This window comes from Streptomyces sp. BBFR25 (genome assembly GCF_044590125.1).
GTDB lineage: Bacteria > Actinomycetota > Actinomycetes > Streptomycetales > Streptomycetaceae > Streptomyces > Streptomyces canus_D.
This window is the reverse complement of sequence record NZ_CP172447.1, coordinates 299,845-314,542: the sequence shown is the minus strand read 5'-3', so window position 1 is coordinate 314,542 and position 14,698 is coordinate 299,845. Positions and strand designations below refer to the sequence as shown.

Sequence of the window (14,698 nt, the reverse complement as noted above, 5' to 3'; positions counted from 1 at the left end):
CGCCCACTCGCGCCGGTGTCCCGCCGGCGCCGGACCCCTTCGGCCCGGCATCGCGAGCCGAGAGGAGAGGACCTCACATGCTGACCGCGATGGACCGTTCCAGCCCTTCGGGCACCACGGAGACAGGGGCCCACGGGTGCGCGCAGCCCGGAAAGTGGCTGATCGGCGTGCCGTTCCGATCCACCGCTTCCCGCGTGGTCTGGATGTACTACGTGGTGGGCGAGGCGGGTGACGTCTCCCGAGCGGTGCGCGTCGCCCTGGCGCGTGCCAACAGTGCTCAGGAGAGGCAGGCGCGGGGCGGTGGGTCCGTCACGGCGGAGGAGCTGGAGGTCCGCAGGATCACGCTGGACGCCCTCGGGCGCACGCGCCTGGAGGGCCCCGGCGACCGGTGGGCCGCGTCCTCGTGGTGAGGGCCGGGAGCGTCGGGCGGCGCCTCGCGCCACGGCCGCGACGTCCCACGGCAGTGCCAGACGCGCACGCTCCTGTGACCCGGATCATGGGTCCGGGAGGGCATGGATGTCCCGCACCGCGCGGTGTTCGCTGGGTGACATGAACGAAAGCCCCAGGATGCCCTTTCCGACTCCTTCCCACTGGATCGACGGCCGTGCCGTCACCGGCTCCGGACCGTTGATCGACGTGGTGAACCCCGCCGACGAATCGGTCATCGCCCACCTCCACGAGGCCACCGCCGACGACGTGAACATGGCCGTCGACGCCGCGGTCGCCGCCTTCCCCGGATGGGCCTCGACGTCCCCGCGGCACCGTGCGGACGTCATGCGACGCCTGGCCGACGGCCTGCAGAAGCGGAGCGAGGAGCTGGCGGCCACCATCACCCTGGAGATGGGCGCTCCCATCGCCTTCTCCCGGCAGGCGCAGGTCGGATTCCCGGTCGCGTCCACCCTGGCCGCGATCGCCGCGGTCGAGCAGTTCGAGTGGACGGAGACGGTCGAGAACTCGCTCGTCGTCCGCGAGCCCATCGGAGTGGTGGGTGCCATCACCCCGTGGAACTTCCCGCTGCAGCAGTTGGTGACGAAGGTGGTCCCGGCGATGCTGGCGGGCAACAGTGTCGTCCTCAAGCCCTCGGAGATGTCTCCCCTCAGCGCCCGGATGTTCGCGGAGATCGCCACGGAGGCCGGGCTGCCGAACGGTGTGTTCAACGTGGTGCAGGGAACCGGCCCGGTCGTCGGTGAGGCCCTGTCCCGCCACCCGAAGATCGACATGATCTCCTTCACCGGATCCACCCGCGCCGGCAAGAGCGTCTCCAGCGCCGCCTCCGTCACGGTGAAGCGGGTCGCACTCGAACTGGGCGGCAAGGCGGCCCACATCATCCTCCCCGAGGCCGACCTCGACTCCGCTGTCACCCGCGGACTCGGCCTCGCCTGGGCCAACGCCGGCCAGGCCTGCGGTGCCTACGTGCGCATGCTCGTGCCCGAGGACCTTCAGGCGACCGTCGTCGACAGGCTCCGGACCGCCGCCCAGGAGTACGTGGTCGGTGATCCGGCCACCGAGGCCACGCGGATCGGACCACTCGCCTCGGAGACCCAGCGCCGACGCGTCGACGACTACATCAAGCGCGGCATCGCCGACGGCGCCACCCTCGTGACGGGCGGCCCCGGCCGGCCCGAGGGGTTCGAGACCGGTGCCTACGTCAGGCCCACGATCTTCTCCGACGTCGCACCTGATTCGGTCATCGCCCAGGAGGAGATCTTCGGCCCCGTCCTCGTCGTCATCCCCTACACCGACGACGATCACGCCGTCGAGATCGCCAACGGCACGGTCTACGGCCTCAACGCCGCGGTGACCGGGGACGAGGATCATGCCATGGCGATCGCCATGCGCCTGCGTGTCGGCCAGGTCGACGTCAACGGCGGCCCGCACAACTTCCAGGCACCGTTCGGCGGATACAAGCAGTCCGGCAACGGCCGGGAGATGGGCCGTGCGGGCCTCGAGGAGTTCCTGGAGACCAAGGCGATCACACGCTGACGCACCGCGCCATCGTGTCCGCGCACAACACACTGTTCGCCGGGAATGGCGCACCCCGGATACGACGTTCACGTCGTTGATCCACCGAAAGGACGACCATGGCAGACCGCGCGGCGCTGGCCGCTTTTCTGCGGGCACGCCGCGAGGCTCTGCAGCCCGAGGACGTCGGGTTGCCCCGCGGCCGCCGCAGGCGTACCGGAGGGCTGCGCCGGGAGGAGGTCGCGGCCCTGTGCGACATGTCGGTGGACTACTACAGCCGGCTGGAGCAGCCGCGGGGCCCGCACCCCTCGGAGCAGATGCTCACCGCGATGGCCCGCGGCCTGCGCCTGTCACTGGAGGAACGCGACCTCCTCTTCCAGCTCGCCGGTCACGCCCTGCCGCGCCGTGCACGACGCGGCGATCACGTCGCCCCTGGGATGATGCGCATCCTGGACCGGCTGGAGGACACTCCCGCCCAGGTGATGAACCACCTGGGCGAGACACTGAGCCAGACACGTCCCGCGGTGGCCCTGCTGGGTGACGAGACGGCCTACACGGGACTGGCCCGCAGTTCCCACTACCGCTGGTTCACCGACCCTGCCGCCCGTCTGGTCCACGCCGCGAGCGATCACGCCGAGCAGAGCCGTCTCATGGTGGCCGACCTCCACAGCGCCTACTCCCACGGCGGAGACGACTCCGATGCCGCCGCGCTCGTGGACGCGCTGAACCGGGAGAGTCCCGAGTTCGCCGGCCTGTGGCGGCAACGCCCCGTGCTGGGACCGTACTGCGCCTCCAAGCGCTTCGTGCACCCACAGGTCGGAACACTCGAACTGCACTGCCAGACGCTGATCGATCCCGACCACGGCCAGCGGCTCGTGGTCTACACCGCGACACCCGGGACGGAGAGCCACACCAACCTCCGGCTGCTGTCCCTCCTGCCGGTCTCCTGACAAGTGCGGCTCTCACTCCTACCGGGGGTCAGGCCCAGTCGAGGGCGTGCTCGTGGGCCAGCCGCGGCATGCGGTCGAACGCCGGAGGTCCGGCCGGGTGGCCGATGTTGACGACGAGGAGGGAGTGCCAGTCGCTGTCGGCGAAGAACTCCTTGTCGATCCCGGCCGGGTCGAAGCCGGCCATCGGACCCGCGGCCAGGCCGAGGGCGCGGATGGCGAGGATGAAGTATCCGGCCTGAAGCGGTCCGTTGAACGAGGTGATGGCCTCACGCTGGGCGGGCTCGCCCTCGAAGTACTCCTTCATCTCCGGGCGGATGGGCAGGACGTGCGGGAGGTGCTCGTGGAAGCGGTGGTCCACGGCGAGGACCGCGACGACGGGCGCCGAGGCCGACTTCGGACGGTTGCCCTCGTCGAGGTGCGGCAGCAGGCGCTCCTTGCCCTCGGCCGTACGGACGTACAGGACGCGCAGCGGTTGGGTGTTCGCGGCGGTCGGTGCCCAGCGGGCGAGCTCCCAGATGCTGGTCAGCGTTGCGTCGTCGACCGGCGTGTCGGCGAAGGAGTACGCGGTGCGGGCGTCGGTGAAGAGCGCGGCGCCGGCCTCGGCGGGAATGCGGGGGAGGGGTCCGGAAACGGACATGGGGATACTCCTGGCTCGTTGTGCTCGTCATTGGGGAGTAACTACTGTAAGGCTGGTTGCTAGGAAAAACAGAGCGACCTTCGGCAGAGTAGCACCCGGTTACCCTGAGGGCATGGAGAAGGCGAAGGGCACTCGATCGGTCGACGCGGACGGCGCGGAGGCGGGACAGCACCATCCGGCGGCTTGTGACGGTGCGCTGAGCAAGGCGTTCAGCTTTCTCGGCAAGCGGTGGAACGGCGTCATCCTGGCCACCCTCCAGCACGGACCCCTGGGCTTCGCCGAGTTGCGGCGCGCGGTGGAGGGCATCAGTGACTCGGTCCTCTCAGAACGGCTTTCCGAGCTGTCCGCCGCCGGTCTCGCGTACCGCGAGGTGGAGCCCGGTCCGCCCGTCACGGTGCGCTACCGCCTCACTCCGGACGGGACGGCTCTGATGCCCATCCTCAGTGAGCTCGCCGGATGGGCATCCCGGCACCTTCCGGACACGCCGGCCGCCCGGCGCGGCGGCCGTGGTTAGACCGTCGCCGTCTCGGTCGTACGAGGAGCCGACCGGCTTGCGGGGTCCCGTGTGACAACCTTGGCGGCATTTCTCATGTGGAGTGTGTCACAAGGTCTGGACACAAGGTGTGCTCTGTGCTGCCGGTATTGTGAAAGGGATTGTTCCCGGCATTCGATGCGGGAGTTCGCCGTCCCCGGAGCACCTGAGGAGCCACGCGCATGATCGCCAGCCCGCTTCCGGACCTGGTCGGCCGGCACCGCGAGTGCGAGGCACTCGACGATCTGCTGGCAGGCCTGCGTGAAGACGGGTCCCGGGTGCTGGTGATCCGCGGCGAAGCGGGCATCGGGAAGACGGTCCTGCTGGAGTACCTGGCCGCGCAGGCGTCCCGGACGAAGGTGACCCGGGCGCAGGGCATCGAGGCGGACATGGAGCTGCCCTACGCGAGCCTGCACCAACTGTGCGCGCCGTTCCTCGACGAGCTGGACGACCTGCCGGCACCCCAACGGGAAGCTCTGCGCGTGGCGTTCGGCATGGCGGCCGGTGATCCGCCCGACCGTTTCCTGGTCGGTCTCGCCGTGCTCACGCTGCTCACCCGTGCCTCGGAGGCGCAGCCGGTGCTCGTCCTGATCGACGACGCGCAGTGGCTGGACCAGGTCTCCCTGCAGACGCTGGAGTTCGTCGCGAGGAGACTGCTCGCGGAGGCGGTCGCGATGGTGTTCGCGGTGCGCGACCCCGAAGGACAGGACGCACTGACCGGTCTGCCGGCCCTGCGCATCGGCGGCCTCGACGCCACCGCCGCCGGGGAGCTCCTGGAAACCGCCGTCGGCGGGCGACTGGAGAAGCGGATCCGGGACCGGTTCGTGGCCGAGATGCACGGCAATCCGCTCGCTCTGCTGGAATTCTCCCGAGGCCGCAGTGCCGCCGAACTGGCTTACGGCCTGGACTCGTCCGGCCACCCGATCGTCCAGGGCCCGGTCGCGAGCCGGATCGAGCGGGACTTCGCCCAGCGGCTCGGGTCGCTGCCGGAGGCGACGCGGACGCTGCTGCTGATCGCCGCGGCGGAACCGGTCGGTGACGCCCGGCTGCTCGCCCGCGCGGCCGCCATGCTCAAGATCACCCCCTTCGCCGCTCCGGCCAAGGTCGCCGGTCTGATCGAGCTGGGCGAGTCCATCCGCTTCCGGCACCCACTGGTCCGTTCGGCGGTCTACCACCAAGCCCCACCCGAAGCACGCCGGTCGGTGCACCGCGCCCTGGCCGCCGCCACGGACCCGGTCCTGGACCCCGACCGGCGCGCCTGGCACGCCGCCCAGGCCGCGGACGGACCGGACGAGGAGGTCGCCGCGGGACTGGAACGCGCGGCCGACCGCGCCCGGCAACGCGGCGGAATCGCGGCCGAGGCGGTACTGCTGGAACGCGCGGCCGAGGTGACACCGGACCGCCGGCCACGTGGGCGCCGCGCCCTGGCGGCAGCGGAGGCGCACTTCTCGGCCGCGGCGCCCGACCGGGCCACGGAGCTGGCCACAGTGGCCGAACTGTGCCCCCTGAGCCCGCTGGACCGCGCTCGCCTGGCGCGGCTGCGGGCCAGGATCCTCTTCGCCCGCAGCCGCAGCGACGAGGCGGCGCCCCTGCTCCTGGACGCGGCGGCGCAGTTCACCGCCGCCGGTTCGCCGCTGGCGCGGGAGACGTACCTGGAGGCGATCAGTGCCACCATCTTCGCGGGCCGCGTGCACGGCCCCGCCGGGGCCCGCGCCGCCGCGATCGCCGCCCGGGCGTCCGGCGCACCCCCTTCCGGCTCCGGGGCCGCCGACCTGCTGCTGGACGGTGTGGCCGCGCTCCTCACGGACGGTTACGAGACCGGTGTGCCGGCGCTGCGCGGCGCCCTGGAACTGCTGGCCACCGAAGAACTGCGCACACGGGAGGCCACCGTGCGCTGGCTCCTGCTCGTACCGGTGGCGCTGGAGGCGTTCATCCACTACGCCTGGGACCTGCACGCGTGGGACACGCTGTCCAATCGCGCGGTGCGCCTGGCCCGCGACATCGGCGCGCTCGGCGCACTGCCCCCGGCCCTCATCTACGCCGGCGGAGTGCACATCCACTACGGCGACTTCGCCGAGGCGGCCAGGGTGATCGACGAGGCCGACGCCCTGGCCGCCGCGACCGGACACGCGCCGCACAAGTACGCGTCGCTGGTCCTGGCCGCCTGGCGGGGTGAGGCGGACGTCGCCTCCGGGATCATCGAGGAGTCCCGGCAGCGGGCCGACCAACGGGGCGAGGTGTCCCTGCTGGGCACCATGGGCTACGTCCAGGGAGTGCTGTACAACGGTCTGGCACGGTACGAGGAGGCCCTGGAGGCCGCGCGTACCGCCATCGAGCACGACGGGTTCAACTTCGTCGGTCTGTCCTTGATCGAGCACGTCGAGGCCGCCACCCGGTGCGGTGAGCTGGACCAGGCCAGGGCCTCGTTGGAGCGGCTGATGGATCTCACCCGCGCGGCCGACTCAGGCTGGGCCCGCGGCGCCAGTGCGCGTAGTCAGGCCCTGCTCGCCGACGGCGACGAGGCCGACCGCCTGTACCGTACGGCGATCGTGGAGTTCGGGCGAGGCGGGGTGACCGTGGAGGTGGCCCGTAGCCACCTGCTGTACGGCGAGTGGCTGCGCCGTACCCACCAGCGAGCGCTGGCCCGCGAGCACCTGCGTAAGGCTCACGAGATGTTCGACAGCATGCGGGCGCACGCCTTCGCGGAGCGGGCCCGCCGCGAGCTGCTCGCCACCGGGGAGCACGTCAGGGCACGGGAGACCACGGTGACCAGCGCGCTCACCCCCCAGGAATCACAGGTGGCCACGCTCGCCGCCGACGGCATGACGAACGCGAAGATCGGCGCGGAGCTGTTCATCAGCCCGCACACCGTGGAGTGGCACCTGCGGAAGGTGTACACGAAGCTCGGGATCAATTCCCGCCGCGCGCTGCCCGGTGCCCTGGCGAGCACCCCGCCCACGGACCGGGACGACGAGGGCCTGGTGCGTGCCGGCTGAGTCCGTAGGCCCTGGCCCCCGGGGCCCCACGGACTCGACTACGGACAACAAGGGCGCGACGGGGGGTGCCGCGGACGGAGGGTGGACCCATCGCCCCTGAAGGGGCGTCCGTTCACCCGAAGGAGTCCCGATGTCCGCGCCCAGCCCGGAGACCACCACGTCGGCCGGCACCCCGGCCGCCCGGCCTGCCGAGGGTGACCTGGACACCGCCCTCCACGTTTTCCTGGCCCAACGGAACCGACTGTTCCGCATCGCCCACCGGATCGTCGGGGACGCCGCGGGAGCCGAGGACGTGGTCCAGGAGGCGTGGGTGCGCTGGCAGCTCACCGACCGCGCGGAGGTCAAGAACCCGGTCGCCTTCCTGACCACGACCACGACCCGCCTGGCCATCAACGTCATCCAGTCGGGGCGGCGCCGGCATGAGACGCCGTCCGAACCGCGTTTCGCCGACCTCGGTGACCTCGCCTCGTCCGACGACCCCATGCTCTGCGCCGAGCGGACCGCGGCGATCGAGTCGGCCCTGGCCCTCCTCATGGCCAGGCTGACGCCGGACCGGCTGGCCGCCTACGTGTTGCGCAAGGGCTTCGACTACACCTATACGGAGCTGGCGAAGCTGCTGCGGATCAGCGCCCCGAACGCACGCGTGGTGGTCCACCGCGCCCAGGCCCGTCTCGGCAGCCAGCGCGAGCGGTCGATCCCCACCGAGTCGCACCGCCGTCTCGTCACCGCGTTCCGGACCGCCGCCGACACCGGCGACCTCGACGGTCTCGTACGACTGCTCGTCCCCGAGGCGCGGGTGCGCCGCTTGGCGCCGCCGTCCCGCAGACCGGCCGACCCGGCGCACGTCCCGGCCCGTCAGGCCGCGTGACGGCGAGAGGCGAAGCAGGGCTCGTTCCGGCCGGGGCGGGTGAGTTCGCGTCACCGGATCTCGCCCGGCCCCCTGTTGTCACATCCGAGGCCTCCGTCTTGTCTCCCTTGTGCGGGCAAGCGGGTGCGGCTCACCTGCCGCGCCCTCACGCCGGGAGACCGCCCCGGCATCGAGCAGTCGGACGCCGGGGACAGCAGGAGGGCCACCACCCATGAGCGACGATGCCAGGTTGATCACACAGTGGAACAGGCTGACCCGAGTCCACCGCCGGATCGAAGCCCGTATGGAGCGACACCTCCACCGGCAGCTGGGCCTGGGCGTGAGCGAGTTCTACGCCCTTCGCACGCTGAGCGAGGGGGTGGCGGCCGGTACCGGTCTGCTCTATCTGAGCGACCTGGCCAACGGGACGGGACTGAGCCAATCCGCCACCAGCCGCCTGGTCACACGCTTGCAGGAACGCGGCCTGATCACCACGCACACCGCGTCCAACGACCGCCGGAGCATCGAGATCGAACTCACCGCCGTCGCGCACGACGTGTTGCGGCTGGGATCTCCCCTGCTGAGCCAGGCGGTCGAGGAGGTCGTGCGCCAGCTCCACGTCGAGGAGACGGACAAGGACCTGCTCCGCTACCTGCGTGGAGGGGTGAGTGACGGTGCGGGCACCCATGTTCGACGGGCGCCGAACGTTCGGTAGCATGGCCGTATGCCGAACCACCACGCGTCACCTGCGGACAGCGAGATCTCCCTGCCTCGCCTCCTCGGGGTGCTCAGCGATCCGACGCGGTTGGGAATCGTCCGGATCCTGTCCGACGGCGCCGAGAGAGGGTGGGGGCAGTTCAGTGCTCCCGTCGCCAAGTCCACGCTCAGTCATCACCTCAAGATGCTGCGTGAGGCGGGCGTGACCCAGACTCGCCAGGAGGGTACTCGCTGCTTCGTGAAGCTGCGAGGTGACGCCCTGGAGACCCGCTTCCCCGGCCTGCTGCCGGCGCTGCTGTCCGCCGCCGGCACCGACCGCGTCGGAGAACACGTCATCGAGCGGGACGAGCAGGCGTGACCGCGTAGAGCACTCCGTGCCGCACGGGAACCGCTTGAGCCGTGCTGGATTGACATGAACATGATTTCTGTTGACGGATGCGGGTCGCGTCATGGGTATCCGCCGCCTCCCCATTTGACGACCTCGTCGACGCTGTCACATAGTGTTCTATGTACATCGAACATCGAACAAGGAGTCTTCATGTCCCCGAACCAGTCCGATGAGACGTTCTCCGGTCGCGTCGTGATCGTCACCGGCGCTGGAACCGGCATCGGCCGAGCCACCGCCGTGGCCTTCGCCGAGTCGGGTGCGTACGTCCTCGGGGTGGGCCGCCGCGAGGCGCCCCTGAAGGAGACCGCCGCGGCCCACGCCAACATCGACGTCCTGGCCATCGACATCTGCGGCGACGATGCGCCCGCCACGGTGGTGGGCGCCGCCGTGGAGCGGTGGGGGCGCCTCGACCACCTGATCAACAACGCCGGTGCGACAGCGGTCATGCCGCTGGCGGAGGCCGACAAGCAGACGATCGTCGATCTGCTGGCGCTCAACGTCGTCGCACCCAGTCTTCTGGCTCGCGAAGCCCTGCCGCACCTGCGCCGGACCTCGGGGTCGATCATCAACCTCTCCAGCACCTACGGGCACCGCCCGATGGCTGGGGGTGCGCACTACTCGGCCACCAAGGCCGCCATCGAGCAGATGACGCGGAGCTGGGCACTGGAGCTGGCCGACGAGGGTGTCCGTGTCAACTCGGTCGCTCCCGGCCCCACCCGCACCGACGTCATGCTGCACGCAGGTCTGACACCGGAGGCGGCCAACGACATGTACGCCTATGAGCGCGACCGCATCCCGACCCACCACATCGCGCACGCGGACGAGGTGGCTCACTGGATCCTCCGCATGGCGGACCCGGCCGGACGCCATGCGACCGGTCAGGTGATCACCGTCGACGGCGGCCTGGAACTCATCTGACGAGTGGCGCGTCGGGACGGCTGCGGACCCGGGGCGGTACCGCGTGCCCGATCCACCGGGGGCGTCTTCGTCAGCCGCACGGACGAGAAGGCTCGGCTTCACACTGTCCGGACACGGCAGAGCAGACCCTCGTGACACGGTGTCACTTTCGTTGGGCTGCCCGGCGATTGTGCCGGGAGGCCGAGGCGTCGGCACGGCGGTGGTGAGGCGGCCACCGAGGACATCGCGCCCGGCGTCCTGCGTCACTGACGTGGTGACAGGCCCGCGTGAGGTGATCGATCACCACGGGCGGGTCGAGGCACCGGCCCGCAGGACCGGTGTCTCCCTCCGCCGAGGGCGGTCACCGGTGTCACGAACCGGCCCCCGGCCCGGTCACATGTCGCAGGCGCGTGCGGATGCGATGACGGCACCCGCGTGCACGCCGACGGGCCGGACTCCGGAGCCGACCCGGGACAGCTCGGGCTCATGAAGGGACGACGGGTCGATGACACCATCAGGGAAGCTGCCCGCACCGCAACACGGCCTCCTGCTCACGCACTTCCTCACGGTGCGCGACGTCGCCGTCTCCCGGCGCTTCTACGCCGACGTCTTCGGCGGAGAGGTGGTGATGATGGAGAACCCGGCGATGGTGAAGGTCGCCAACAGCTGGATCATCATGAATCCCGGTGGCGGCCCCACCCCCGACAAGCCGGGGGTCACGCTGGAGGCACCCCGAAGCGGTGAGCGCGTGTCCAGCTTCCTCAACGTGAGGGTGGCCGACCTGGACTCCTTCTACGCGCATGCGGTCGCTCAGGGAGCGGACTTCCTCACCGAACCCGTCGATCGCGGTGCCGAGCTGCGTTGCTACCTGCGCGACCCCGACGGCTACCTCGTCGAGGTGGGCCAGTCCACCGGCCTCCTGCGGGGCATCCAGGCGGAAGCTCCCGCCGAGTCCGGTTGAGGCCCGCGGGCGGAGAAGTCCGTCGGCACGGGTCGTTCACGGCTGCTCCCGGCCGCCCCGCCGGCCGGGAGCGGTACGGGTTCGGCGCGGGGGACGACGCGGGTGCCGTGGAAGACGTAGGCGGTCAGCTCCTCGAAGGTCCAGCTCATGTTGGACAGCAGATCATCTCCGACCTTCGCACTGTTGACCTCGGCCGTCAGCGCCAGCCGCAGGAACGCGTCGTCGCCCCGGATATTGGGGGGTGGCCGAGGGCCCGTGAGGGCCCAGCGTCGCACCGGACACAGTAGGGGCTTCCGCTTGAGCCGTCCGCGGCCGTCGAGGGGATGGGTGTCGAGCTGCGGTCGGGCCGCACCGTGAAGTCCGTCACTCCCGACCCGGTCGTCCTCTCCGACGTCGAGGTCATCCCCACGTCCACCGTCGTGTGAACCGGCGGTACCGTCGCTAGCCCGCTGACGGCCGAGATCCCGGGCGAACGCGACCGCCTGGGCCGCCTCGCCGTCGACGAACACCTCCGGGTCAAGAATGTTCCGCACGTCTAGGCGGCCAGTGACACGGCCGCCGCACAGGTCGAGGACGAGCACTTCGCGATGCGAAGCTCCCAGCACGCGCAGCCCATGGGCAAGTTCGCCGGGCACAATGCGGCGGGGGAGAGAGACATGACGTTCCCCGACACCGACTCGTGGCCCCGCCGGTCTGGCCGGCGCCCCGCCCGACTCTCCTCGGTCCATGCCGCGCGCAGCTCCGACGCGCTGCACGGCCTGACCTCGAGACAGTTGCGTGAAGTGCCGGACGCGGAACGCGACCGATGCCTCCGCGGTTCTGGCCCTGACCACCTGCGTCGGAACGACGGTCACCTGGCTCCCCCGGGACGGCGGCAGCGGTTCGGCGACGACGTCCACGGTGCGTCGATCGTCTCCGCCGTCCGCCGCACGGGACATACGCGCGCATCTTGTCCACGAGCGTGGCATGGACCGGGAACGCGTGTACTTCTCGGGATGCTGTCGATCCGCATCGGTCGCTGCCGTCGCCGTGCCGCGGGCCGCGGACGCCTCCGGTGACCTGGAAGGCCCCTTGGAGGTACTCGTTCTGGTTCAGTCCGGGAAGTCGAAGAGACGGTACCGGTACGCCGCCGTGAAGCCGAACCGTCGGTACAACGGTTCCCCGGCGGGGCTGGCCACGAGCGCGGCGAAGTGCATCCCGCGCTCTCGCCCCACCCGGAGCGCGGCGGACGTCAACGCCGTCGCGACCCCCTGTCGGCGCAGCTCCGCGGCCACGTGTACGAGGAAGATCCCGGCCACGGAATGCGCGGTGATCAGTACGGTTGTCCCGACCACTCGGCCGTCCAGCACCGCGGCCAGCCGGACGATGTCCGCGTTGTCCCCACGCTGCGACTCGGCGCGTACCATCCCGGCCTCCGGCCCCGGGCCGATACCCATGGACGTCCGGTACGTCCGTACGAGATCCCGCAGTCGCCCGCCGTCCCGAACCGGCTCCACGCGCAGGCCGGACCGAGTACGTGCGTCGTCGTCCGGCCGGTCGTGCCCGGCGACCGGGTCGCCGAGCGGCCGCACCATCACCGGCATGACGGTGAGCTGTCGTCCACCGTGGTGCCTCAGGACATCCGCGGTCTCCTCGGGGCTGTCCGGCCCCACCCACCACCACCAGGGAACTCCTGCCAGCTCCCTGCGGACGGCCGCCACGTCCGTCCTGGCCGCGGACCGTACGCGCACCACGCCGTTGAACTGCGGGGCCGCCAGGCCGCTGCGAAAGAGGTCGACACCGAGGTCCGGGCGGTCCGCGGCGCCCCATCCCATGAGGTATTGGCGGAAGTTGGCGAACACGGACCCCATGGCTGGCGAGGCCGCCATGCCGTCATGGATCCGCACTGTGTCGTGCGACGTACCGGCCGTGCTGGTCGAGTCCATTGACACTGTTCCCTTCACATTGTGATGTCGTCCCGCACAGTGTGAGCCATCACCGCCCCCGGGGCGTTCTCCGTGTCACACATCGGCCACCCGTCCGGTCAAACGCTCAGCCGATCGCCGGTGGACGCACCGACACCGGCCCGTGGCTGCTCGCACGGTCCGGTCGGTGGCACAAGGCCAGGAGGGTTATTCGTATGAAGGTCGTGGTGGTCGACGGTGGAGGCCTCATGGGCGTCGAGACCGCGCTCTGGGTCAGGGACCACGGACATGAGGTCGCCCTCGTCCAGGCCCCCGGCGACCCGCGCGCGCCCATCTCCGACGAGATCGCCGAGGCACTGCGGGGCTGTTCCGTGGTGGTCGACCTCGCTCATCAGCCGTCCGCCGACATCGGCAGCCTCTCGGAGGATCACGGTCTGGTCGTGGACGAGGCGGCCCTCGTGGACTCCTGGGCCGGATCCACTGGTGAACTCCTCAGAGCCGGGGCCGCCGCCGGCGTCCGTCACCATGTGTGCCTCTCCGTCGTCGGCGTGGACCGTATCGGCAGCGAGGGGGTGTTCCGGGCGCTCAGGAACCGGGAGGCCATGGTCCGGCGGTCCGGGCTCCCGTACTCCATCCTCCGCGCCACACAGACCTTCGACGCGGCGGAAGACATCGCGACCGCGGCCACCGAGGACTGGATCGTGTGGGTTCCGCCCGCCGAGGTGCGTCCGGTCTCCCTCACTGACGTGGCGACCCTGCTGGCGCACACCGCCGTGACACGGCCCCTCAACGGAGTCCGTGAGATCGCGGGCCCCGAGCAGTTCCGGCTGGACGCCTTCGTGCGCACGGCCCTGCTGACGGAGGCGGAGTACCGGAAGGTCCGTACGGACGTCCTCAGTCCCTTCTACGGAGCGCGGCTCCGGCTCCGGGACCTGCTGCCGGGCCCAGACGCGTTCATCGCGCGAACCACCTACCGGGAATGGTTCGCCGGCCGGCCCGCGCCGGACACCACCTCCTGACCCCGACGACACGAACGGCACGAGAGAGAACCGCTGATGACGACCCTCAACCTCACGCTGCTCGGCGCGTTCCGCGAGATCACGGCCGCCGAACTGCCTCCTGTCAACTCCGCCCACAGCGGTCGGCCCCTGCGCCGGTACGCCCTGCAACTGCACGTACCCGACGAGCGGCACCAGGAGCTGGACGCCGAACTCAAGGCGGCCGTTACGCCGGACGGAGACCACCTGCAAGGGAGCGACGCGGCGTGGCGCGTCTCGGAGGGCTGGACCGCATCCTCCCAGGGCCGCCGGCCCGAGATCTACGTCTACCGGATCGAGATCCAGGAGGTCGAGATCCTGCATGCCGAAGCTCTCGAGGTCGAGGGATTGCGCATCGTCCCAGGCATGTACAGGGAACGGGCCGACGAGGACACCATCATGGCGACGGTCGTCGCGGAGCTGGACGGTGAGGACGACGAGCACTTGGAGGAACTCCTCAGGGAGCCCGGCGCCTGGTACGACGTCACGCGCCGGGGCATCAGCGACACACCGGTGCGCATGCGCTTCGGGCGCTGTGTGTGGCAACGGACCGAGGAGGGAGGCCGACGCCACCTCCTGGAACTCGTCGGCGACGAGGGCAGCCCCGAAACGGCACCCTCTGCGCTGGACCTCGCAGCCCGGCCGCGGCTGGACCGGGCTCTGGAACAGATCGCGGCCCACACCGACGCCCTGTCCCGGCTCCTTGAGGAACTGCGCGCCGGGGGAGTACTGAGCGAGGGCGCGGTCAAGGCCGTCGAAGCGGCCGCCGCCCCGCGCCCGTTGACCCCGCGGGAGCAGCGTGAACTGTCCCGCACCGATCGACTGAGCGACTACTGGAGCTGAGTCCGTCCTTCGGAAGGCTGGCGACGG

14 protein-coding genes and 1 pseudogene are annotated in these 14,698 nt (G+C 70.7%); 12 read left to right on the top strand and 3 right to left on the bottom strand.

What is annotated here, in order from left to right; translation table 11 throughout:
* Positions 1-77: 77 nt before the first annotated feature.
* From ACGH52_RS01250 to ACGH52_RS01240, 3 genes are all read left to right on the top strand, one after another.
* Positions 78-410 carry a hypothetical protein gene (locus ACGH52_RS01250; protein ID WP_399936888.1) on the top strand — a complete coding sequence of 111 codons (333 nt, stop codon included), beginning with the start codon at positions 78-80 and terminating at the stop codon, positions 408-410.
* Between the two features lie 106 nt (positions 411-516).
* Positions 517-1,983, top strand: a complete 1,467-nt coding sequence (locus ACGH52_RS01245) for an aldehyde dehydrogenase family protein (RefSeq protein ID WP_399936886.1) — start codon at positions 517-519, stop codon at positions 1,981-1,983.
* Between the two features lie 98 nt (positions 1,984-2,081).
* A complete protein-coding gene (locus ACGH52_RS01240; protein WP_399936884.1) occupies positions 2,082-2,912 on the top strand; it encodes a helix-turn-helix transcriptional regulator in 831 nt (276 codons plus the stop codon).
* 28 nt (positions 2,913-2,940) lie between these two features.
* Here the strand turns inward: ACGH52_RS01240 and ACGH52_RS01235 are convergent, their stop codons facing one another.
* The gene (locus tag ACGH52_RS01235) at positions 2,941-3,549 is read right to left on the bottom strand and encodes a malonic semialdehyde reductase (RefSeq protein ID WP_399936882.1); all 609 of its coding nucleotides are present in this window, start codon (positions 3,547-3,549) and stop codon (positions 2,941-2,943) included.
* A gap of 112 nt (positions 3,550-3,661) precedes the next feature.
* Between ACGH52_RS01235 and ACGH52_RS01230 the strand changes: the two genes are divergently transcribed.
* The 7 genes from ACGH52_RS01230 to ACGH52_RS01200 all read left to right on the top strand — a co-directional run bounded on the left by ACGH52_RS01230 (position 3,662) and on the right by ACGH52_RS01200 (position 10,887).
* Positions 3,662-4,063, top strand: coding sequence for a winged helix-turn-helix transcriptional regulator (locus ACGH52_RS01230; RefSeq protein WP_399936880.1), 402 nt, complete (start codon positions 3,662-3,664; stop codon positions 4,061-4,063).
* A gap of 200 nt (positions 4,064-4,263) precedes the next feature.
* Positions 4,264-7,077: an AAA family ATPase gene (locus ACGH52_RS01225; protein ID WP_399936879.1), complete on the top strand. Its 2,814-nt coding sequence runs from the start codon at positions 4,264-4,266 to the stop codon at positions 7,075-7,077.
* 130 nt (positions 7,078-7,207) lie between these two features.
* On the top strand, positions 7,208-7,945 hold the full coding sequence (locus ACGH52_RS01220) for a sigma factor (protein ID WP_399936877.1): 738 nt from the start codon (positions 7,208-7,210) through the stop codon (positions 7,943-7,945).
* A 283-nt stretch (positions 7,946-8,228) separates the two neighbouring features.
* Positions 8,229-8,639: a MarR family winged helix-turn-helix transcriptional regulator gene (locus ACGH52_RS01215; RefSeq protein ID WP_399936875.1), complete on the top strand. Its 411-nt coding sequence runs from the start codon at positions 8,229-8,231 to the stop codon at positions 8,637-8,639.
* A 9-nt stretch (positions 8,640-8,648) separates the two neighbouring features.
* The gene (locus ACGH52_RS01210) at positions 8,649-8,999 is read left to right on the top strand and encodes an ArsR/SmtB family transcription factor (RefSeq protein WP_399936873.1); all 351 of its coding nucleotides are present in this window, start codon (positions 8,649-8,651) and stop codon (positions 8,997-8,999) included.
* Positions 9,000-9,179: 180 nt separating this feature from the next.
* Positions 9,180-9,947 carry an SDR family NAD(P)-dependent oxidoreductase gene (locus tag ACGH52_RS01205; RefSeq protein WP_399936871.1) on the top strand — a complete coding sequence of 256 codons (768 nt, stop codon included), beginning with the start codon at positions 9,180-9,182 and terminating at the stop codon, positions 9,945-9,947.
* A 484-nt stretch (positions 9,948-10,431) separates the two neighbouring features.
* On the top strand, positions 10,432-10,887 hold the full coding sequence (locus ACGH52_RS01200; RefSeq protein ID WP_399936869.1) for a VOC family protein: 456 nt from the start codon (positions 10,432-10,434) through the stop codon (positions 10,885-10,887).
* Positions 10,888-10,976: 89 nt separating this feature from the next.
* Here ACGH52_RS01200 and ACGH52_RS01195 read toward each other — a convergent pair.
* A pseudogene (locus ACGH52_RS01195) lies at positions 10,977-11,117 on the bottom strand (hydroxylase); the annotation flags it as partial.
* Positions 11,118-11,978: 861 nt separating this feature from the next.
* Positions 11,979-12,812: a GNAT family N-acetyltransferase gene (locus ACGH52_RS01190; RefSeq protein ID WP_399936867.1), complete on the bottom strand. Its 834-nt coding sequence runs from the start codon at positions 12,810-12,812 to the stop codon at positions 11,979-11,981.
* Between the two features lie 194 nt (positions 12,813-13,006).
* On the opposite strand from ACGH52_RS01190, the gene ACGH52_RS01185 reads away from it, so the two are divergent.
* On the top strand, positions 13,007-13,810 hold the full coding sequence (locus ACGH52_RS01185) for an SDR family oxidoreductase (protein WP_399936866.1): 804 nt from the start codon (positions 13,007-13,009) through the stop codon (positions 13,808-13,810).
* 36 nt (positions 13,811-13,846) lie between these two features.
* Entirely contained in the window at positions 13,847-14,671 is an 825-nt protein-coding gene (locus tag ACGH52_RS01180; RefSeq protein WP_399936864.1) for a hypothetical protein, read from the top strand.
* Positions 14,672-14,698: the final 27 nt, after the last annotated feature.